Here is a 21,030-nt window from a genome sequence, read left to right on the forward strand (position 1 = left end):
GGGAGAGGGCACCGGATAAAGAGTTGAGCACCGGATGCCATCCCATACGGATTGTTGTGAGACTTAGGTCTTGGCCGGCTCTACCAGGTGCTCAATGTCTGTCACCCGCGTCACCCGTTGAATCGCGTCGCTGATATCCGGGCTGAGGATGCGACGGGCTTCATCGTCCAGGGATTCCAGTTTTTCGTCAAAGACCAAGGTGCCAGCATCGTCAGTAGTGACCAGGCCGGTACCGTACAGCTGGCTGATGAAGTTTTTCAGTACTACCTTGTCGAAGAATTCTGGTGAGTTGAATTCGTAGAGCAGCGACAACCGTTGTGCCGTCTGATGAGCCAGTTCGCCCAGTTGATTGGCGGTCAGCATGCCGGAACCATACTGCACCAGAAGACGAATGGTCAGATAGTAGCGTTCCAGAGACGGCATGACGGTCTGGCCAAGATGGTCCAGCATGTCGGATTCATGGGTGTGAATCGGGGCCCCGTGCAGGCAGTCGTCTTCGCGGCTGATCAACTGTTCCTTCTCCAGCACATCCACCGTCTTGCTGACCGCCCGGGACAGGTCGTCGCCGTCCTGCCAGTGTAGATAGTACTCATTGCGCAGGAAGGGGTAGAGCAGATGCACCATGCTCTGCAGGGTGTCCATACTGATGGAGCGGGCGTTCATCACCAGCGAACAGATCAGGCCGGGCAGAATAAACAGGTGCAGGCTGTTGTTGCGGACGTAGGCCATCTGCAGGGCGGTTTTTTCATCGGTGGTCACCACGTCACCCAGCTTGTGCTCGATACGCTCCAGGAACTCGTTGTCTAGCCCGTACTGAATGATAGCGGAGGCATCATCCGTGGCGATGGAGGCGCTGTCACTGTAGGGGGCCTGTTTGAGCAGAGCGATGTACAGGTTCAGCTGCTGGCGTAACTGGGCCACATCCATGGTGTGCTTGGGCGACGCCAGCAGGGCCAGGCTGAGCAGGTTGATCGGGTTGGCCACGGCAGCGGCATTGATGGATTCCACCACTTCCTGTCCGAGTTCATTGACCACATGCTTGAACCAGGCTGGGCTTTCATCGGCAGCCAGGTCCTCGCTGCGCCAGGCGGTGTGATGCTCGTCGAGGAAGTCCACCAGCTTGATGGGCTCACCGAAATTCACGTGCACCTGGCCGAAGTGACTGCGCAGCACCGCCAGGGATTTCATCAGCCCGCCGACGGATTCCTTCTGCTTTTTCTTGCCGTGCAGCTCGCCGATATAGGAGCCTGATTCGATCACTTTCTCATAGCCCACATAAACCGGCACAAAGGCAATCGGCTTGCGGGCATCACGCAGGAAGCTGCGCAGAGTCATGGCCAGCATGCCGGTGCGGGGCTTCAACATCCGGCCGCTACGGCTGCGCCCACCTTCCACGAAGTACTCGATGGAATAACCACGCACGGTGATGGTATGCAGGTACTCGCTGAAGACGGTGGCGTACAGGGGGTTGTCACGAAAGCTGCGGCGCATGAAGAACGCACCGCCGCGTCGCAGGATAGTCCCGACGATGGGCATATTCAGGTTGATGCCGGCGGCGATGTGCGGTGGCACCAAGCCATTGCGGAATACCACAAAGGACAGCAGCAAGTAGTCGATGTGGCTGCGGTGGCAGGGCACATAGATCACTTCGTGATCGCCGGCCACTTTGGTCAGGTTGTCCATGTTGTACAACCTGACCCCGGCATACAGTCGGTTCCAGACCCAGTTCAGGAATAACTCCAGGGAGCGAATCACTGTATGGGAGTAATCCGCGGCGATTTCCATGGCGTAATGGCGAGCCTTGGCTTCCACCTTCTCGATACTGGTTTCCTGGCGCTGGGCCTCGGCGCGGATGGCTTCCTGTACCGGGATGGAGTCCACCACGGTGTTGGTGAGGGTGCGACGGTGCGACAGATCCGGGCCGATGGCGGCTTCCTGCTGACGGCGAAAATGCACACGCAGAATGCGGGAGGCCTTGCGCACGGTCTGTTCGTCCGTGGGGCACTGATCCACCAGGGTGCGTAGGGACATGGGCTTGCTGAAATGAACGTACAACTGCCGGCCCTGGGTGACGATGATAAAGAATTTCTTGATGAAACCCGCCGGCGACCAGTTGTCGGAAAACAGAATGCGCCACAGAGAGCTTTCCTTTTCCGGACGGCGGCCCCAGAACACCGATACCGGCACCAGCTGTACATCGGCCTCGGGATTGGCGCGTAGTGCGCTAACCAGTTTTTCCAGCCGTGGCGGTGACACGGGTGTTCGCTGCCGGCCATTACTGAATTTGCGCCGGTACAGCTGGAAGTAACTATGGCTCAGGTGGCTTTTGCCCAGCGTCAACCCGTGCAGTGCAGATGCAAGGCCCAATTGTCGTGCGGATTGGTCCGCTGCCGCGGCGTCGGCGGCAGAGCGATCACGCAGCACATAGACCACCGGGGTATTGGGGGCAAGTTGCAGTTCGTCAGGGTTGGAAGGCAGCGCGTTAGCACGTGTGCACAAACGCAGGAAAATGCGGATCAGGAAGAAGCCCAGGCGATCCAGGCCAAGCCAAGGTGTCATAGTCGGATTCAGTTAACTAGTGTGCCGCAAGTGTAGCGAAAGCCCTGGGCAGGGAACACCAGCGCATATTTCAATTTGTTTCAGAATTGCGTCTGCCAACTCGTACCATGGTCCAGTATACCGTTATATTCACGGGAACAAGTCAGGTAGCCTTGCTAGACTGTTGGCAGTTTATTGATAAGGACTAAGGAGTTAACGGTGTCGACACCGCAAACGGGGATTTTTGATCGTAGTTATCAACATCATCTGTTCTTCGAATTCTGCCTTGGCAGTGGCCAGGAGATGCAGGCAGTCAGAGCCGCTTTGCACCAGCTGAATTCGCTGAAAAGTGAAAAGACACCGGTGTTGATGGCGTTCGGGCCAGCCCTCTGGGAGCAACTGGACACCCGCTTCAGCTTCCCGCCGTTCTCCCTGGAAGGCCATGTGCCGGCCACCCAGGGGGATCTGTGGGTCTGGGTGCAGGCGAAAGAGCGCGGTGATCTATTCGATACCGGCATGCAGGTACGCGATGCTGTGGGCGAGCTGCTTTCCACGCAACTGGAGCTGAACAGCTTCGTCTACCATGACATGCGTGACCTGACCGGGTTTGTCGATGGCATTGGCAATCCCACCGGTGAAAAGGCAGAAGAGGCCGCCTTCATTGCCGAGCCACACCCCGGTGCAGGCGGCAGCTGGGTGCTGACCCAGAAGTGGGTTCATGACCTGAAGAAATTCAACCAACTGCCGGTCAACGAACAGGAAAACGTGTTCGGCCGCACCAAGGAAGATGCAGTTGAGTTTGACGAAGAACGCATGCCGGCGGATGCCCATGTGGGTCGCACCGATGTGGATCGCGATGGTGTTCCCCAAAAAATGTGGCGCCGCTCGGTCCCCTACGGCGACAGCAGTGAACACGGCCTGTACTTCCTGGCCTTCTGCTGCGAACTGGATCGCTACGACTACCTGCTTCGCCGCATGTACGGCATCGCCGACGATACGGTCAAAGACCGCCTGCTGGACTACACCCGCCCGGTAATGGGCTCGTGGTGGTATGCACCGGATCAGGAGTGGATTGATAAGATCAGTGAATAGTTAATAGTGAACAGTTAACAGCGGCGCGGTTTCGCGCCTTCTGGACTGAAAACAAAGAGGCCGCGTCCATGATTTGGACGCGGCCTCTTGCGTTTCAAAACAGTTCAAACCTGTTCCGCGAAACTGTTCACTATTAATTGTTAACTATTCACTGCCTCAATCCGTTTTCCATTTGGTAAACATCTTCTTCACCAGGAACGGGGTGAGTTTCAGTGAGGCGCTGAGCATCTGGCCGAGGCCTTTGGGGAAGACGAAGTGCAGGGCGTTCTTGATGCCGTTGTAGGTGGCTTCGTCGAAGGGGTACCAGAAGATGTTTCGCTTGGAGGGCAGGATGTCCCAGTTGACCGCTTTTGCCTGAGTCATCTCCTCCAGGCCTTCCGGGCCGTGGGTGCGGCCGATGCCGGATTCCTTCCAGCCGCCCCAGGGGGTTTCGGAGAGGCCGTGGCTGTAAAGGTGATCATTAATGGTGGTGACCCCGGACTGCAGACGGGCAGCAATGGCGCGGCCACGCTTGTTGTTCTTGGTCCACACGGAGGAGGTCAGTGCCAGCTTGGATTCGTTGGCCTTGCGGATGGCGTCTTCTTCGTTAGCCACGCGTTGCACGGCAATCAGGGGGCCGAAGGTTTCATCGCACATGGTGAGCATGTCGTCGGTGACATTGGTCAGCAGCGTCGCCGGGTGAAAGAAACCGTTTTCCACGTTGCCTACCGGGCGGGACTGGGCTTCGATACGGGCGCCCTTGGCCAGGGCATCTTCCAGGTGTTGCTGCACGGTGCGCAGCTGGCCGGCAGTGGTCAGGCTGCCGATATCCACATTGAAATCGTTGCAGCCTACGCCGTGACGCAGCTGGCGGGTCTTCTTGGCGAGTAGATCCACGAACTGGTCGTAGACCGCGTCCACCACATACACCCGTTCCACACCGCCACAACTTTGACCGGCATTCTGGTAACCGGCCCAGGCGGCACCGTTGGTGGCCCGTTCCAGGTCCGCATCTTCCAGCACCAGCATGGGGTCGTTGCCGCCCAGCTCCAGGGACACCGGAGTGAGGGTTTCAGCGGCCTGGGCCATCAGGGTTTTGCCGGCGGGGACGCTGCCGGTGAAGAACAGCTTGTCCACGCCATTCTCAAAGTAACCAGTGGCAACTTTGGAGCCGGAGCCGACGATGTGATGGAACAGACCCTCTGGCAATTCCCCAGCGGCAATGATCTGCTCGATGGCGCGCCCAACTGCCGGGGTGGCAGCGGCCACTTTCAGCAGTACGGCATTACCGGCCATCAGGCCCATGACAATTTCACCGAAGGGGATGGACAGCGGATAGTTCCAGGGGCTGATAATGCCCACCACGCCCAGGGGCACACGCAGCATGTGTGTCTTCTTGTTGAAGAACAGAATGCTGCCGCCGGGGCGGTTTTTCTCTTTCAGATATTTCTCGGCGTTGTTTGCATACCACTTGCAGGCCAGGGCGCAGGGCAGCACTTCGGTGGCCAGGGCATCGGTGAGGGTCTTGCCGTTGCTTTCGCTGACGGTGCGGGCCAGGTCGTCGGCGCGGTCCACGATATAGCTGCGCATCATGGTGATGTGGCGGGCCCGTTCCTTGAACGATTTGGCCGCCCAGATCGCCTGGGCTTCACGGGCCTTGGCCATGATCTCGGGCAATTTGGCCAGGTCGGTTTCATTCAGCTCGGCCACGGCGGTGCCGGTGGCCGGGTTGGTGTCCAGTACGGTTTTGCTATCGAGTTTTTCTTGCGCGGTCATGTGAGGAAGTCTCCATCACGGCAGGTCGCAAAGGCGGCCTGCGGGCTGTTCTGAGAGGGCCAGTGTCTGGCTCCGGGAAAGGCACATAGGTAAACACAGAGTAGACATTCTGGCTAGTGCTGTTGGGGCCGATTTCAGGCCGTGACACCACGGCTTTGCTGTGCTTCCGTCAGCCGGAACGCCATGCGCTCGAAGGTCAGGGCAATACGCTCCAGGGCACCGGCAATCAGCTCCCGGTCGCGCTGAGCCAGGTTGCCAGCGTTCTCCATATCCACTTTGAGCTTTTCTGATTGCAGGCGAAAGCCCTCGTCGACGGTGCCACGGGAACAGGACTGGTAGGCAGCAGCCAGGGCCAGTTGCCAGCGATCGGCGCTGTCGAGCAGCGCGGGTGGGGCATTGCTGCGCAGGCGACTTTGAATCCACAGGGAGACCTGGCCCAGGTTCAGTCCGGTGAGGCCCAGGTCGGTGAAGTGGCGCTGGGCCTCGGGCAGGGCCTTGTCACAGATGGTCAGCCAGCGCAGGCGGTCGGCCATGCGCGCGTTGAACCATTCCTCATTGATGTTGGCGGCACCTGATGTGGCCGTAGAGGGATTGCCCATCAACGTCAGGTCGGTGGCGGTCTGGCGGATCAGCCGGCGGCGCAGGTTGGGGCCATTGGGTGGCGTAATCAGACGGAACATGAGGAAGGCGATGGCGATGCCAGCGGTGATTGCCAGGCCGTTACTGGCCACCCGGGCCACATCAAAATCCATGGCGTTGCCCGGCTGCACCAGAATGAGATAGGGAGTGCAAAAGCCCAGGCCCAGGGGCAGGGTCAGGCGTTTACTGATGGCCAGCAGGCCGACAAACAGAGGCGCGCCGAGAATCAGGATGAGCAGGGGAAAGTTGCCGTTATTGATGGCCAGCAGGGGCAGGGTGAAAAACAGGGCCACCGGCGCGGCCAGCACGGAACTGAAGGTGGCCCGTTTCAGCACCAGATCCGGCTCTGGCAGGCGTGCAAAGAGAATAGTGAACATCACCGGCATGATCATCAGCATGATGGCCATGGGGCTGGCAGTGCCTACCCAGAGCCCGGCAGCAAGGGCAAACACCAGCGCACTGCGCAGGCCCACGGCGGCGGCGATCTGCAAATCCCGGTAAGGCCGCAGGCCCTGCGGTCGCAGTTGCACTTCATGGCTGAAATGCAGGGCACGGTTGGCCTCCAGGGCGAGGATCAGATCCGCTGTCAGGTTCTGGCTGACCTGGAAGAAGCGCCGCTGCAGAGGCGGGGCATCCTCGGCTTGCTCGCCGCGGGCTTCGCGCAGTTGCTGGCGCAGGCTCTGGGCTTCTTTCATTGCCTGCTCGGCGGAGTGGGTTTCGCGCATGCGCTGGAAGGCGGTGCGCAAGGCATCCAGCAGGTCGCGCAGGGCCGGGGTGAGCAGGTCATCGTGGTTGCGCATCAGGCGCCCGATCACGCGGATGCGGGCTACCAGTGACAGGGTTTTGTGGCAGATCACCGTGGCCGCCCGGGCCCGCCCCGGGCCATGGCTGCCCTCGTAGTGAACGGCGCTGCTGTCATCACTGAGGGCAAAAATGCCCTGCAGCAGGGTATCCACCTGATTATGGCGTTTGGCGTGGGTGCCCGTCGGGTCCAGTTCCAGTTCCAGATAGGCCAGTGTCTGATTGAGGGCGGTGCGGGCATGCTCCTTGAGCAGACCACTGACTCGTACAGGCCACAGCAAGCTGCTCACCAGGGTGGCGCAGACGGCGCCGAGAATGATCTCACTGACCCGGGCGTTGGCAATGTGGAAGATGCCCAGGCTGGAGGTATTGGCCGGGTCGGCGATGGCCAGCACGACAATGAGGGTGGCGGTGATGCCCGCCATGGCGAAACCGTAGATGAAATTGGCCTGACGGACCCAGGCGGAAGCGCCGGCATTGATGCCGATCCACAAGGTCAGTGCGCCAATGGCCAGGGCCGGGTAGGGGAGTAACCAGGCCAGGATCAGCAGCCCCATGGCGCCGCCTACCAGGGTACCGCCGATCTGGCAGAAGCCTTTTTCAATCACCAGCCCGGTTTCCGGGCGGACTTGCAGGAACACGGCGGAGATCAGCGCCCAGTAGGGCCGGTCCAGTTGCAGCAGCATGGACAGATAGAGTGCCAGGGCCATGGCGATGACCCCCTTGGCGGCAAACAGGACAGACTGGCGGTCAGGAGTGAGCAGAACGGCCAGTCGCGGATCCAGTTTCATGGGTCGCTCTTGGTGTCCCGCTCGTGGAGGCGCACGGTGGCAGTCATGCCAGCGGCCAGCAGAATGTCATCGGGAATGTGGTCCAGCTCGATATGCACAGGAATGCGCTGGGCCAGGCGCACCCAGTTAAAGGTCTGCTGGACCTGGGGCAATAGCTGGCCGTCAGTCTGAGTGTTGGCGTTGGCGATGGCCTGGCCCACGCTGGTGACCTTGCCGCGCAGTTTGCGGGCGCCGTTCATCAGTACCACTGTGGCACGCTGGCCCACGTTCACCATGGGTAGTTTGGTTTCCTCGAAGTAGCCGGTGACATAGAAACTGCCGGCCTTGACCATGGACACTACCGGAGTGCCCTGATTAACGAAGTTTCCTTGCTGCAGGGTCAGGTTGACGATGGTGCCGTCTGCGGGAGCTTCCACACTGGTTCGCTCCAGGTTGATTCTGGCGCTGGCCAGTTCTGCCTCGGCCAGCGCCACATTGGCGGCAGCAAGCTGGGCCTCGATACGGGCACTGTCCAGTTCTTCACGGCTGATGCTGTTGCCGGCGTGCAGGCGTTTGCGCCGTTCGTATTGATGTTCCGCCAGGCGCAAGGACTCCTGCTCGTGGAGCAGTTGGGCTTCGGCCCGGGCCAGTGTTGCCCGGTAGCGGATGTCATCAATCCGGAACAGGGGATCGCCCTGTTGTACGGCCTGGTCATCACGAATGTGCAGCTCGCGGACCCAGCCGGACACATCCGGGGATAGCGTAATGATTTCGGCGCGCACCTTGCCGTCGCGGGTCCAGGGCGCATAGAGGTAATAATTCCACACCCAGTTACCGGCCAGCAGGGCGAGAATGACCAGAACCACGGTGAGCAGAATACGTAGTGGTTGTTGCATGCGTTATCCCTGGCTCAGCACTCGTAAGGAAAGGGCGACAAAGCAGATAAACAGTGACAGATAGACCCAGGCACTTTTCCAGAGTTGCTGGTGCCAACCCAGTTTGCGCAGCAGAAGGAAGGTCAACAGGGTGAGCATCATGCCCAACAGCACGAACAGCACCATGGGGCTGATCAGCAGTCCGCCAACCGGAATTTCATGCAGCCACATCGTTGTTCCCTGGCAGAGTCATCTTAACGAGCATGGTAACGGATAATTCGGGGCACCTGTAGGAGCACCGCTCGAGGTGCGAACCCGAGCCCAGGCGAGGGGCATGATTTTCAGTGCCTTTCCGAATCTGTCGAACCCGGAAGCTATCGATAGGTCCTTGCTGACGCGCGGTTCGCACCTCGAGCGGTGCTCCTAAAGGTGCCATAAGAGAGGTCGGCTTGATCCCTATTACTGCTGCCGATTCACTGCATCAGCTTTTCGAGCAGGCGGGTGTAGATCCTGGTCAGTGTGTCCAGCTCACTGATACTGGTGTGTTCGTCCACCTTGTGGATGGTGGCATTGGTGGGGCCCAGCTCCACCACCTGGCTGCCGGTGGGGGCGATAAAGCGCCCGTCACTGGTGCCGCCGGCGGTGGACAGTTCCGTGTCGAGGCCGGTGACATCATTGATGGCGGTGACGGCAGCGTCCACCAGAGCGCCACGATCGGTAAGGAACGGCTGCCCGGACAGGGTCCACTGCAGATCGTAATCCAGGCCGTGTTTGTCCAGCACCGCCTCGGTACGCTCGCGCAGCAGGGCATCGGTCAGTTCCGTGGAGAAACGGAAGTTGAAAATGACCTGGCAGGTGCCGGGGATCACATTGGTGGCCCCGGTGCCGGCGTTGATGTTGGAAATCTGGAAACTGGTGGCCGGAAAGAAATCGTTACCCTGATCCCATTCGGTAGCGGCCAGCTCGGCCAGGGCCGGTGCCGCATCGTGGACCGGGTTGCGGGCCAGGTGCGGGTAGGCTACGTGCCCCTGAATGCCTTTGACGGTGAGCCGTGCGCCCAGGGAACCCCGGCGACCATTCTTGATCACATCGCCCACGGTGTTGGTGGAGGAGGGTTCGCCCACCAGGCAATAGTCGATGTGTTCATTGCGGGCCTGCAGATGCTCGACCACCTTGACGGTGCCGTTCACTGACGGGCCTTCTTCATCGGCGGTGATCAACAGCGCCAGGCTGCCGTTGTGGTCCGGATGGGCTGCCACAAAATCCTCAATGGCCACCATGATGGCGGCGATGGAGCCTTTCATGTCTGCGGTACCGCGCCCATAGAGCAGATCACCTTCCTCGGTGGGAGTGAAAGGGTCGTACTTCCACGCCGCCACATCCCCGGTGGGCACCACGTCAGTGTGACCGGCAAACGCAAACACCGGCCCTTGCGTACCGCGCCGTGCCCACAGGTTGCGCACTTCCTCGAACCACAGGGTTTCGCACTGGAAACCAAGGGCTTCCAGTTTTTCAATCATCCAGTCCTGACAGCCTTCGTCCTCGGGAGTGACGGAGGCACGGCGGATGAGTTCTTTGGTGTAGTCGAGGGTGCGGGACATGAAATCAGCTCCAAGCCTCAAGCTACAAGCTACAAGCTCACAGACCGGGAAGGCCTGCGTGTCGCTTGCAGCTTGTAGCTTGTAGCTGTCTTTAGTTGTGCTTATGTAGCTCTTCGTTCAGGGCAATGGCGCTCTTGTTGGTGAGGCACTGCACGGCACCGCTGAGGGTGTCACGACGGAACAGCAAGTCGGACTGGCCAGCCAGGTCTCGGGCTTTCACGGTGTCCACGATTTCACCCTTGTCGTCCAGCAGCTGCACCTTGGAGCCGGAGGTGATGTACAGGCCGGCTTCGATGGTGCAACGGTCACCCAGGGGGATGCCGGTGCCGGCGTTGGCGCCCAGCAGGCAGCCTTCGCCCAGGGAAATGATGATGTTACCGCCACCGGACAGGGTGCCCATGGTAGAGGCGCCACCGCCGATGTCGGAGCCCTTGCCGACGAAAACGCCGGCAGAAATGCGGCCTTCGATCATGCCCGGGCCTTCGGTGCCGGCGTTAAAATTGATAAAGCCTTCATGCATGATGGTGGTGCCTTCGCCCACGTAGGCGCCCAGACGGACCCGCGCGGTGTCGGCAATACGTACACCCTTGGGCACCACGTAGTCGGTCATCTTGGGGAACTTGTCTACGCTGTTCACTTCCAGCACCTTGCCATTCAGACGAGCCAGCAGCTGACGCTCGGGAAGCTCGTCCAGGTCCACGGCTCCTTCATTGGTCCAGGCCACATTGGGCAGCAGCGGGAACATGCCGGACAGGTTAACCCCGTGGGGCTTCACCAGACGGTGGGAGATCAGCTGCAGCTTCAGGTAGGCCTCCGGGGTGGATGCCGGTTCCGCATCGGTTTCCAGTACGGTGAGAACCACGGGACGGTCCGACTCCTGGAAGGCGACGGCATAGCTGGCTTCATGTTCAAAGCCGGCTTCACGCCATTCGCGGGCAATGTGCTGCACCTGACGGTGGGTCAGTTCGATGGCGGCATTGCCACCTTGATAACCCAGTTCTTCACGAATGACCTCGACCAGTTTGTCATCCGGGTTGAGAGCCGGATCGGGATAAAACACTTCCAGCCAGTTGTCGTTGCGGTTCTTGGTGCCGCAGCCCAGGGCGATGGCGAAAAAGTTGCTCATGGTGTCCTCTCTAATGCGTCGGACGTCAGGCGTCTGACGTTTCTTAATTCAAAGTGTCTTTCCACTCGTCGGCTTTGAAACCGGCGAGGATGAAATTGTCGTTTTGCAGAATCGGGCGTTTGATGATGGACGGATTCTCCGTCGCCACGGTAATCGCCTTTTCCGTGTTCATGGATTCCTTTACCGCATCATCCAGATTTTTCCAGGTGGTGCCGCGCTTGTTGATAACGGTTTCCCAGCCCAGCGCTTCCAGCCACTGACGAAGACGTTGCTCGGGCACGCCTTCCTTCTTGTAGTCATGGAAGTGATAGACGATGCCGTTGTCATCCAGCCATTTCATGGCTTTCTTCATGGTATCGCAGTTCTTGATACCGAAGATTGTTAGTTCCATGGAAAACCTTAAAAACAGTTGAAAGTTTAAAGTTCAAAGTTGAAACGCAGACTTGGCCGTGCGAGTTTTTGCTCGGTACCCGCGATTAACGCGGGGTCGCGGGCAAGGAAATCATTACATCTCAAGAGGTTGCCGCGCTTTTCAACTTTCAACTTTTACCTTGTAACTCATCCAGCAACGCCTTGATGCGTTTCGCCCCTTCCACACATTCTTCCAACGGTGCCACCAGCGCCATGCGTACCCGGTTCTTGCCCGGGTTTTTGCCATTCACTGTGCGTGACAGGTAGCGGCCGGGGAGTACGGTGACATTCTGCTCCGCTTGCAGGCGTTGGGCGAATTCCTCATCGGAAATCGGTGTTTTCGGCCACAGGTAAAAGCCGGCAGCCGGGGCGGATACCTTAAGAGGGCCGCCGAGAATGTCCAGTACCGCGTCGAATTTTTCCCGGTACAAAGCCCGGTTTTTTTCCACGTGGGTTTCATCATTCCAGGCGGCGATGCTGGCCAGCTGGTGGTGAATAGGCATGGCACAGCCGTGGTAGGTGCGATAGCGCAGGAAACCCTTGAGGATTTCGCTGTCACCGGCCACGAAGCCGGAACGCAGGCCGGGCAGGTTGGAGCGTTTGGACAGGGAGTGAAACACCACGCAGCGGCGATAGTCATCCCGGCCCAGTTCCGCACAGGCCTGCAGCAGGCCGGCGGGGGGCTTGTCCCGGTAGATTTCCGAATAGCACTCGTCCGAGGCGATCACGAAATCGTATTTATCCGCGAGCTGAATCAGGGCCTTGAGCTGGGCCTTGGTGAGCGTGGCGCCGGTGGGGTTGCCGGGTGTGCAGATAAACAGCAGCTGGGTACGAATCCAGGTGTCTTCGCTGACCGCATCAAAATCCGGCTGCATGCCAGTGTCGTCGGTGCAAGGCAGGTACATTGGCTCGCCACCGGCAAGCAAGGTGGCGCCTTCATAGATCTGGTAGAAGGGGTTGGGCATCAGCACCAGTGGCTGGCGCTGGCGATCGATGACAGCCTGGGTAAAGGCAAACAGGGCTTCCCGGGTGCCATTCACCGGCAGTACCTGGCTGGCGGCATCCACGCTGTTGAGGTGAAAGCGGCGCTTGAGCCAGGAGGCAATGGCGTCGCTCAGTTCCGGGATGCCGGCGGTGGTCGGGTAGCGCGACAGCAGGGCGCTGTTGTCGCGCAGCACCTGTTGCACAAAGTCCGGCGAGGGATGCTTGGGTTCGCCAATGGACAGGGCAATGGGCGACTTGTCCGAGGCGGGCAAATCCTTGAACAGGAGTTTCAGTTTTTCAAACGGGTAAGGGTGCAACCGTTCCAGATCTGGGTTCATAGGGTCAGGAGTTTCCGTTGTTCTTGTCGTCGAGTTCTTTGATGAGGGTTTCCTGCAGCTCCTGACACAGGGCCGGGTCGGAAACCGGGTCACCATCGAGATCGGTAATGAAAAAGACGTCTTCCACGCGCTCGCCGAGGGTGGCAATGCGGGCATTCTGCACCAGTAGTTCAAAGCGCATGAAAATGCGGCCGATATGGGCGAGCAGGCCGGGGCGGTCCAGGGTCTGGATATCCACGGCGGTGCGGTCGTTGACGATATCGTTGCTGATCAATACCTGGGTGGGGACATCGAAATGTTTGTGTCGACGAGGCATACGTCTGCTCACCGTGGAGGAGAAGCGTTCTGGATGCTTCAGGGTCTCGGTGAGCGTCTTGCGAATCTGCTCGATACGCGGCCAGTCCTCGCCAATCGGAGTGCCGTTCTCGTCCAGTACGATGTAGGTATCCAGGCTGAAGCCGTCGGCACTGGTAATGATGCGCGCGTCCATGATGGTCAGGCCCAGGGTGTCCAGGGCGTTCACCGTGGCGCTGAACAGATTGCGGGTGTCCGGGGTGTAGATAAAGATCTGCGAGCCGCCGGCCAGCACGCTTTGGCTGGATTCGCGGATCAGCACCAGTGGGTCTTCCGGGTCATCCCGGTCCAGCAGGGCTTCGGTATGCCAGGAGATATCCCGGGGTGTTTCGCGCAGGAAGTATTCGTCGCCGATATTGGCCCACAGGTTTTCGATTGCCCTGGGGTCGTGGTCCCGCTCGGTGAGCATCTTCATTGCCGCATCGCGGGTTTCGTCGATCCAGTCCTGTTTTTCCACCGGGTTGTTGAGGCCCCGGCGCAGGGCACGCTTGGTCTCCGTGTAGAGCTGACGCAGCAGGGAGGCGCGCCAGGAATTCCACAGGGTGGGGTTGGTGGCGTTGATGTCGGCCACGGTGAGCACGTAGAGATAATCCAGGTGCACCAGATCGCCCACCTTGCGGGCAAATTCGTAGACTACATCCGGGTCGGAGATGTCCTTGCGCTGGGCCGTCACGCTCATCATCAGGTGGCTTCTCACCAGCCAGGCCACCAGTTTGCCGTCCCAGGCGGTAAGCCCGTGACGCTGGCAGAAGGCAATGGCGTCTTCCGCGCCCAGTTCGGAATGGTCGCCGCCACGGCCTTTGGCGATGTCGTGGTAAAGACCGGCGGCATAGAGCAGTTCCGGCTTGGGCAGGCGATAGAACACCTCGCTGGCCAGGGGGAATTCCTCGCGCAGGTCTTCATAGCGCAGCCGGCGCATGTTCTTGATCACCAGCAGGGTATGCGCATCCACGGTGTAGATGTGGAACAGGTCGTACTGCATCATGCCGATGATGCCGCCGAACTCTGGCAGGTATTTGCCGAGAATACCGTAGCGCTTCATGCGCCGCAGCTGCGAGAACAGGGCGTGGGGGCTGCGCAGCAACTGCATGAACAGGCCGGTGTTTTCCGGGTCGTTGCGGAAGGCCTCGTTGATCTGTCGACGATTGTAGATCAGCGCGCGAACCGTAGAGGCACGAATCCCTTTAAGCTCCGGGTTCTGGGCCATCAGCACAAAGGCTTCCAGCAGGGCGCTGGGGTGTTTCTCGAAGACTTGCGGGCTGGTCACTTCCAGGTAGTCATTGCGGACCTGGAAGCGGCGGTTGAGTGGGCGCACCTGATCCGGCTTCTCGTTGTGCAGGATCACCTCATCGAACAGCTGCAGCAGCATCTCGTTGAGTACCGACAGGGCCAGCGCCACTCGGTAGAACCCTTTCATGAAATGTTCTACCGCCAGATTGGCACTGGAATCCTCGTGGCCCAGGCGGGTGGCGAGCTGGCGCTGATGATCGAATAGCAGCCGGTTTTCGTTGCGCTCGGTATGCACATGCAATTGCCAGCGCACCTCCCAGAGATAATCCAGGCACTTGCGCAGCACGCCGTATTCTTCAGCGGTGAGAAAGCCCACATCCACCAGGGCTTCCAGGCTGTCGGCATTGAAGTGGCGTTTGGCCACCCAGGCGATCATCTGCACATCGCGCAGGCCACCGGGGGCATTCTTCAGATCCGGTTCCAGATTGTATTCGGTGTCATTGAAGCGCTTGTGGCGGGCTACCTGTTCCTGCCACTTGGCGGCGAAGAAGGCGGCGGAGTCCCACATGTGCTCGGGGCCGGTGCGCGCTTCCAGTTGTAGCCGAAGGGTGTCGCTGCCACCCAGGGTGCGCGCTTCCATGATATTGGTGGCAACGGTGATGTCTTCCCGGGCCAGATCCACGCATTCATCCAGAGTGCGCACCGCATGGCCGATTTCCAGGCCCATATCCCAGAGGAAGGCGACGAAACGCTCCAGGCTGTCGCGCAGGGTCTGATCCGGACTGTCGGCCATCAACACCAGCACATCCACATCAGAACAGGGGTGAAGCTCGGCCCGGCCATAGCCGCCCACGGCCACCAGTGCCACGCCATCCCGGTCGGTGAGGCCGAACAGGGACCAGGCTGCAATCATTACCTGGTCCACCAGATCGGCCCGCGCGCGGACCAGTTCGGTAATGTCGGTGGAGGCAAAGGCCTGGTTGAGGCGCTCCTGACCCTGCTCCAGATACTGGCGGGCATACTGGCCCGGTTGGGCGCTTTCCTGGAGGGCCTCAAACAGTTGTTCCTGGGGCAGGGCGGGGGAGAAGGTCATGAATGTCCTGTGGTGGTGTTGCGGGCATGCCAGTCACCATTACGGTGACTGGCAGGAAACCGGTTGGCGGCCCGTGTCAGTACAAATCGGTCTCTTCGCTGCGGGCGGTGAGAACTTCGTAACCATCGGCGGTTACCGCGATGGTGTGCTCCCACTGAGCAGACAATTTGCGATCCTTGGTGACCACGGTCCAGTTGTCCGGCAGCAGCTTGTTCGCGGCCTTGCCGGCATTGATCATGGGTTCAATGGTGAACACCATGCCTTCCTGTAATTCAAGACCCGTGCCAGGCTTGCCGTAATGCACCACCTGGGGCTCTTCATGGAAGCCCTCGCCGATGCCATGGCCGCAATATTCGCGTACCACCGAGAAGCGTTCACCCTCGGCCATTTTCTGGATGCGGTTGCCGATGTCACCCAGACGGACACCGGGTTTGACCATTCTGATGCCGGCCATCATGCATTCGCGGGTGGTTTCTACCAGCCGGCGGGCCAGTACCGAGGGCTCTCCCACATAAAACATCTTGGAGGTATCGCCGTGCCAGCCATCCTTGATCACGGTGACGTCGATATTGACGATGTCGCCGTTCTTGAGGGCTTTGCGGTCATTGGGAATGCCATGGCAGACCACGTGGTTCACTGAGGTACAGACGGATTTCGGGAACGGAATGCGACCCGGCGCGCCGCCATAACCCAGGCAGGCGGGGATGGCCTGCTGCTTGTTGACGATATGATCGTGGCAGATGCGGTCCAGTTCCTCGGTGGTGACCCCCGCCTTGACGTGCTCGCCGATCATCTCCAGGACTTCGGCGGCCAGTTTGCCCGCTTCGCGCATTTTGGCGATCTGTTCGGGGGTTTTGATGACAACATTCATGAGACTTGAGGAAACTCCAGCTATTTCAGTGGGTTGAGCGGGCTAGGGGCGGTGCTCTCTGTGCCGGCAATGCGCCTTTGGCGTTGCCCGCGAAAGGCGTCTGTGGTATAAAGCGCGCGCTTTCCCGCTCACTGTCGGCCCTGTGGCAACAAGTGCCGCATTGTAACCGTCGTTGGGTGGGGAAGGAAATCACACATGCCCCGTCACATAGCCCCGGGTGCCGGCTTTCCTGTTTAAGGTTGCTGGTTGGGTTTATGCGGGGGCGTGGAGGCCTAACCCAAAGTGGAGTATTAACAATGTCCAGCGTAACTATGCGCGATATGCTGAAGGCCGGTGTGCACTTCGGCCACCAGACCCGTTACTGGAACCCGAAGATGAACGCTTACATCTTTGGCGCCCGTAACAAGATTCACATCATCAACCTGGAAAAGACCCTGCCTCTGTTCAACGACGCCATGGCGTTCCTGAACAAGCTGGCTGCCAGCAACAACAAGATCCTGTTTGTTGGCACCAAGCGTGCAGCGCAGAAAGCGGTGAGCGAAGAAGCTCAGCGTTGCGGTATGCCCTACGTTGATCACCGTTGGTTGGGCGGCATGCTCACCAACTGGAAAACGATCCGTCAGTCCATCAAGCGGTATCGCGAGCTGGAAGCCCAGTTCCAGGACGGTACCTTTGACAAGCTGACCAAGAAAGAAGCCCTGATGCGCAAGCGTGAGATGGACAAGCTTGAGCGTTCCATCGGTGGTATCAAGGACATGGGCGGCCTGCCCGATGCCCTGTTCGTGATCGACGTGGATCACGAAGACATTGCCCTGCAGGAAGCCCGCAAGCTGGGTATTCCGGTTGTAGCGGTAGTGGACACCAACTCCAACCCGGATGGCGTAGATTACGTGATCCCGGGTAACGACGACGCCATCCGTGCTATTCAGCTGTACGTGAAAGCGGCGGCCGACACCATTCTGGAAGGCAAGCAGTACGCCCAGAACCAGACCGGTGGTGAAAGCGAATTCGTCGAGGTAGCCGACGAGGCCGAAGGCGAGAAAGCCGAAGGTTGATCCGTCGAGGCAGGCCCCCGCGGCCTGCCTGTATTACCGAAACTTACCAAATTGAGAGGATAATCATGGCTGCTGTAACTGCTGCAATGGTTAAGGAGCTTCGCGAGCGTACCGGTCTTGGCATGATGGAGTGCAAGAAGGCGCTGGTGGAAGCGGATGGCGATATCGAAAAAGCCATTGATGATATGCGTAAGTCCGGTCAGGCCAAAGCGGCCAAGAAAGCCGGTCGTACCGCCGCGGAAGGCGGTGTCGTGGTTGCGACCAACGATGCCAACACCGTGGCTGTCATGGTGGAAATCAACTCTGAAACCGATTTCGTTGCTCGTGATGACAACTTCCTGGGTTTCTGTGACAAAGTCGCTGGCGCAGCTCTGGCTGCTGGCGAAACTGACGCCGCCAAAATTGGCGAGCTGAAGCTGGAAGATGGCTCCACCGTTGAAGAGGCGCGTCAGGCGCTGGTTCAGAAGATCGGTGAGAACATCCAGATCCGTCGTGCGGCCAAGCTGGAAGCAGAAGGCGCCATCGGCGCTTACGTCCATGGCGGTCGTATCGGTGTACTGGTGGCCCTGAAGGGCGGCGATGCCGAGCTGGGTAAAGATGTGGCCATGCATGTGGCTGCGGTTAACCCGATGGTGATCAGCGGTGATCAGGTTCCGGCTGAAGTGCTGGAAAAAGAGAAAGAGATCATCCGTGCCCAGCCTGATATGGAAGGCAAGCCGGCTGAGATCGTCGAGAAGATGCTCGGCGGCCGGATCAACAAGTACCTGAAAGAGGTTAGCTTGCTGGATCAGCCGTTCGTGAAGGACCCCAATACCTCTGTAGGTGCCTTGGTGAAGGGTGCTGGCGCCGAGATCGTCGCTTTCGAGCGTCTGGTTGTGGGCGAAGGTATTGAGAAAGAAGAAGTCGATTTTGCTGCCGAGGTACAGGCTGCGGCCAAAGGCTGAGGTTGAGCACTGATCGATGACCAAAGAACGCCTTGCTGGCGAGATCAGCAGGGCGTTTTTTTCGCCTGTTGACAGGCTGTTACGGGCGATTCAGGGAAAAGCGCTTGCAACCATCGTGCGGGGCGGTACTGTGCTAGCAGACCATATACCGACGCGGGATGAGCGCAGCGTAAAGGCCGGACTGGCAGCAGCTGCCAGGCCGGTAACAGTGTAAAAGCGGGTATTCATGGGTGGCGCTTTCTTATGAGTGGTGGAGAACAAGACATGCCGACGAACAAGGAGCGCTCGCCGCGCTATAACCGGATTCTGCTCAAGCTGAGCGGTGAAGCGCTGGCGGGTGACGAGGGCTTCGGGATTGATCCCAAAGTACTGGATGCGATTTCCCTGGAAATCGGTCAGCTCGTCGGTATCGGGGTCCAGGTGGGCCTGGTAGTGGGTGGTGGTAATCTGTTCCGCGGCGCGGCGTTGCAAAGCGCTGGTCTGGACCGGGTGGCAGGTGACCATATGGGCATGCTGGCGACGGTGATGAACGGCCTGGCGCTGCGTGATGCACTGGAGCGGTCCAATATCCGCACTCGTCTGATGTCGGCGATCCCCATGAGCGGGGTGGTGGAGCATTATGATCATCGTAATGCCAATCGCCATCTCAAGAATGGAGAAGTAGTGATCTTCTGTGCCGGCACCGGCAACCCCTTCTTTACCACCGATTCTGCGGCCTGTCTGCGCGGTATCGAGATCAGTGCCGATGTGGTTCTCAAGGCCACCAAGGTGGATGGCGTCTATAGTGATGATCCGCAGAAAAATCCGGCGGCAATCAAGTATGACACCTTGACCTATGACGAGGTGCTGGATAAAAAGCTTGGAGTCATGGATCTGACGGCTATCTGTCTGTGCCGCGATCACTCCATGCCTCTGCGTGTGTTTGATATGAACAAGAAGGGTGCGCTGCTGAACCTGATGCTGGGTGGCAGCGAAGGGACCCTGGTAGAGGCCGGTTAATCCCCGGCTGAAGCTGTTGGAAGTTTTTTTGTTGTCCGCCCTGCGGACGTTGCATAACAAGGGTCTGGTTGGCGTCTCGAGGCTTTCCAGGCTCTGCTGAAAAGAAAGGCGAGGAATAACGGTGATTGACGATATTCGCAAAGATGCAGAATCCCGCATGAAGAAGAGCCTGGCTGCGCTGGATACCGCGCTGAAACGTGTGCGTACCGGTCGTGCCCACCCCAGTCTGCTGGACAATATCACGGTGGATTACTATGGCGCGGAGACGCCGCTGCAGCAGTTAGGCAATATCTCCGTGGAAGAGGGGCGCACCCTGACCATCTCTCCCTTCGACAAGAGCCTGATCCCGCAGATTGAGCGGGCCATCATGACCTCTGACCTGGGTCTGAACCCGTCCACCTCCGGTAGCCTGATCCGGCTACCGTTGCCGCCGCTGACCGAGGAAACCCGTCGGGACCTGGTCAAGGTGGTCCGGGCTGAAGCCGAGCAGGCACGGGTATCCGTACGCAGCGTCCGCCGTGACGCCAACAGCGACCTGAAAGAGCTGCTCAAGGAAAAGGAAATTTCCGAAGATGAAGAGCGTCGCGGCGAAGAGCTGATCCAGCAGCTCACCGACAAGATGGTGGTGGAAGTGGATCGCGTGCTGAAAGAGAAAGAAGAGGAATTGATGACCGTTTAATACAACCGGTCATCGTTCACGGATGCGGGCTGTGACCTGAAGCCAAGGATTCAGGTGTGCGTCAGCCCGCTTTTTGTTATTTGGCGGATGCAGTATGGCCAGCGAAAACATCCACTCCAGTGCCCCGGATATCGATTCCCACCAAGGCGAACTCCCCCGGCATGTGGCCATTATCATGGACGGCAACAATCGCTGGGCCCGCAAGCAGGGGCTGCCCGGGGAAGAAGGGCATCGTGCCGGTGAAGCCACGGTGCAGACTATTATCCGCAGTGCGGCTGAGCGGGGTATCGAAGCGCTGACCCTGTTTGCCTTCAGCTCGGAGAATTGGCGTCGCCCCCAAGGGGAAGTGGACCACCTGATGGCGTTGTTCCTCAAGGCCCTGGGCGGTCGAGTGGAAGAGCTGCATGGCCACGGTGTGCGTATCCGCTTTATCGGTGATCGCAGTGCTTTTGCCGAGGACCTGCAGAAGGGCATGGCAGAAGCCGAGGCGCTGACCGGTGATAATCCTCGCATGACGGTGGTCATCGCGGTGAATTACGGTGGTCAGTGGGATATTGCCCAGGCGGCCCGTCAGCTGGCGATTCAGGTGGAGCAGGGCAGCATCACGTCCGACCAAATCACGGCCGAAGCCCTTGGGCAGCATGTGGCCATGGCCGATCTACCTCTGCCCGACCTGCTGATCCGCACTGGTGGCGACCAGCGCATCAGCAACTTTCTGCTGTGGCAACTGGCCTACAGCGAACTGTTTTTTTCCCCGTTGTTATGGCCTGATTTCGATGCGGACGCCTTTGCTGCCGCCTTGCAGGATTATGCCGGCCGCCAGCGTCGTTTTGGACGCTCTGGTGAAGAAGTGGCCGGATTGAAAGGAGAATAAG

The 21,030-nt window shown here is 59.3% G+C and carries 17 protein-coding genes; 6 read left to right on the forward strand and 11 right to left on the reverse strand.

Annotated elements, in window-relative coordinates; genetic code table 11:
- Window positions 1-63: 63 nt before the first annotated feature.
- Window positions 64-2,559 (reverse strand): glycerol-3-phosphate 1-O-acyltransferase PlsB, encoded by a 2,496-nt coding sequence (gene plsB / locus Q0Y02_RS01205; protein ID WP_297763209.1) that lies wholly within the window; start codon window positions 2,557-2,559, stop codon window positions 64-66.
- Between the two features lie 198 nt (window positions 2,560-2,757).
- Here plsB and Q0Y02_RS01210 point away from each other — a divergent pair, with 198 nt between their 5' ends.
- Window positions 2,758-3,630 (forward strand): Dyp-type peroxidase, encoded by an 873-nt coding sequence (locus Q0Y02_RS01210; protein ID WP_297763211.1) that lies wholly within the window; start codon window positions 2,758-2,760, stop codon window positions 3,628-3,630.
- Window positions 3,631-3,786: 156 nt separating this feature from the next.
- On the opposite strand, the gene Q0Y02_RS01215 is transcribed toward Q0Y02_RS01210, so the two are convergent.
- The 10 genes from Q0Y02_RS01215 to map all read right to left on the reverse strand — a co-directional run bounded on the left by Q0Y02_RS01215 (window position 3,787) and on the right by map (window position 16,478).
- Window positions 3,787-5,385 carry an aldehyde dehydrogenase family protein gene (locus Q0Y02_RS01215; RefSeq protein ID WP_297763213.1) on the reverse strand — a complete coding sequence of 533 codons (1,599 nt, stop codon included), beginning with the start codon at window positions 5,383-5,385 and terminating at the stop codon, window positions 3,787-3,789.
- Between the two features lie 134 nt (window positions 5,386-5,519).
- Entirely contained in the window at window positions 5,520-7,616 is a 2,097-nt protein-coding gene (locus tag Q0Y02_RS01220; RefSeq protein WP_297763217.1) for an FUSC family protein, read from the reverse strand.
- Entirely contained in the window at window positions 7,613-8,491 is an 879-nt protein-coding gene (locus Q0Y02_RS01225) for an HlyD family secretion protein (protein WP_297763218.1), read from the reverse strand. Before Q0Y02_RS01225 ends, Q0Y02_RS01220 begins: the two co-directional genes overlap by 4 nt.
- 3 nt (window positions 8,492-8,494) lie before the next feature.
- Window positions 8,495-8,701, reverse strand: coding sequence for a DUF1656 domain-containing protein (locus Q0Y02_RS01230; protein ID WP_297763221.1), 207 nt, complete (start codon window positions 8,699-8,701; stop codon window positions 8,495-8,497).
- Window positions 8,702-8,943: 242 nt separating this feature from the next.
- The gene (gene dapE / locus Q0Y02_RS01235) at window positions 8,944-10,071 is read right to left on the reverse strand and encodes a succinyl-diaminopimelate desuccinylase (RefSeq protein ID WP_297763223.1); all 1,128 of its coding nucleotides are present in this window, start codon (window positions 10,069-10,071) and stop codon (window positions 8,944-8,946) included.
- A gap of 91 nt (window positions 10,072-10,162) precedes the next feature.
- Window positions 10,163-11,197 carry a 2,3,4,5-tetrahydropyridine-2,6-dicarboxylate N-succinyltransferase gene (dapD, locus tag Q0Y02_RS01240; RefSeq protein WP_297763224.1) on the reverse strand — a complete coding sequence of 345 codons (1,035 nt, stop codon included), beginning with the start codon at window positions 11,195-11,197 and terminating at the stop codon, window positions 10,163-10,165.
- Window positions 11,198-11,240: 43 nt separating this feature from the next.
- Window positions 11,241-11,588: an ArsC family reductase gene (locus Q0Y02_RS01245; RefSeq protein ID WP_297763227.1), complete on the reverse strand. Its 348-nt coding sequence runs from the start codon at window positions 11,586-11,588 to the stop codon at window positions 11,241-11,243.
- Between the two features lie 148 nt (window positions 11,589-11,736).
- Entirely contained in the window at window positions 11,737-12,930 is a 1,194-nt protein-coding gene (dapC, locus tag Q0Y02_RS01250; RefSeq protein WP_297763229.1) for a succinyldiaminopimelate transaminase, read from the reverse strand.
- Between the two features lie 4 nt (window positions 12,931-12,934).
- On the reverse strand, window positions 12,935-15,607 hold the full coding sequence (locus tag Q0Y02_RS01255; RefSeq protein ID WP_297763232.1) for a [protein-PII] uridylyltransferase: 2,673 nt from the start codon (window positions 15,605-15,607) through the stop codon (window positions 12,935-12,937).
- A 76-nt stretch (window positions 15,608-15,683) separates the two neighbouring features.
- Window positions 15,684-16,478 carry a type I methionyl aminopeptidase gene (map, locus tag Q0Y02_RS01260; RefSeq protein WP_297763235.1) on the reverse strand — a complete coding sequence of 265 codons (795 nt, stop codon included), beginning with the start codon at window positions 16,476-16,478 and terminating at the stop codon, window positions 15,684-15,686.
- A gap of 296 nt (window positions 16,479-16,774) precedes the next feature.
- Between map and rpsB the strand changes: the two genes are divergently transcribed.
- The 5 genes from rpsB to uppS all read left to right on the forward strand — a co-directional run bounded on the left by rpsB (window position 16,775) and on the right by uppS (window position 21,029).
- Window positions 16,775-17,533 (forward strand): 30S ribosomal protein S2, encoded by a 759-nt coding sequence (gene rpsB, locus Q0Y02_RS01265; RefSeq protein ID WP_062817763.1) that lies wholly within the window; start codon window positions 16,775-16,777, stop codon window positions 17,531-17,533.
- Window positions 17,534-17,598: 65 nt separating this feature from the next.
- On the forward strand, window positions 17,599-18,477 hold the full coding sequence (gene tsf, locus Q0Y02_RS01270) for a translation elongation factor Ts (RefSeq protein WP_273010287.1): 879 nt from the start codon (window positions 17,599-17,601) through the stop codon (window positions 18,475-18,477).
- A gap of 264 nt (window positions 18,478-18,741) precedes the next feature.
- A complete protein-coding gene (gene pyrH, locus Q0Y02_RS01275) occupies window positions 18,742-19,476 on the forward strand; it encodes a UMP kinase (protein ID WP_272962864.1) in 735 nt (244 codons plus the stop codon).
- A 121-nt stretch (window positions 19,477-19,597) separates the two neighbouring features.
- Window positions 19,598-20,155, forward strand: a complete 558-nt coding sequence (frr, locus tag Q0Y02_RS01280; protein WP_290510556.1) for a ribosome recycling factor — start codon at window positions 19,598-19,600, stop codon at window positions 20,153-20,155.
- A 94-nt stretch (window positions 20,156-20,249) separates the two neighbouring features.
- Window positions 20,250-21,029, forward strand: coding sequence for a polyprenyl diphosphate synthase (gene uppS / locus Q0Y02_RS01285; RefSeq protein WP_297763251.1), 780 nt, complete (start codon window positions 20,250-20,252; stop codon window positions 21,027-21,029).
- Window position 21,030 lies beyond the last annotated feature (1 nt).

Origin of the sequence: uncultured Alcanivorax sp. (assembly GCF_947258575.1) — a bacterium.
Taxonomy (GTDB): Bacteria; Pseudomonadota; Gammaproteobacteria; order Pseudomonadales; family Alcanivoracaceae; genus Alcanivorax.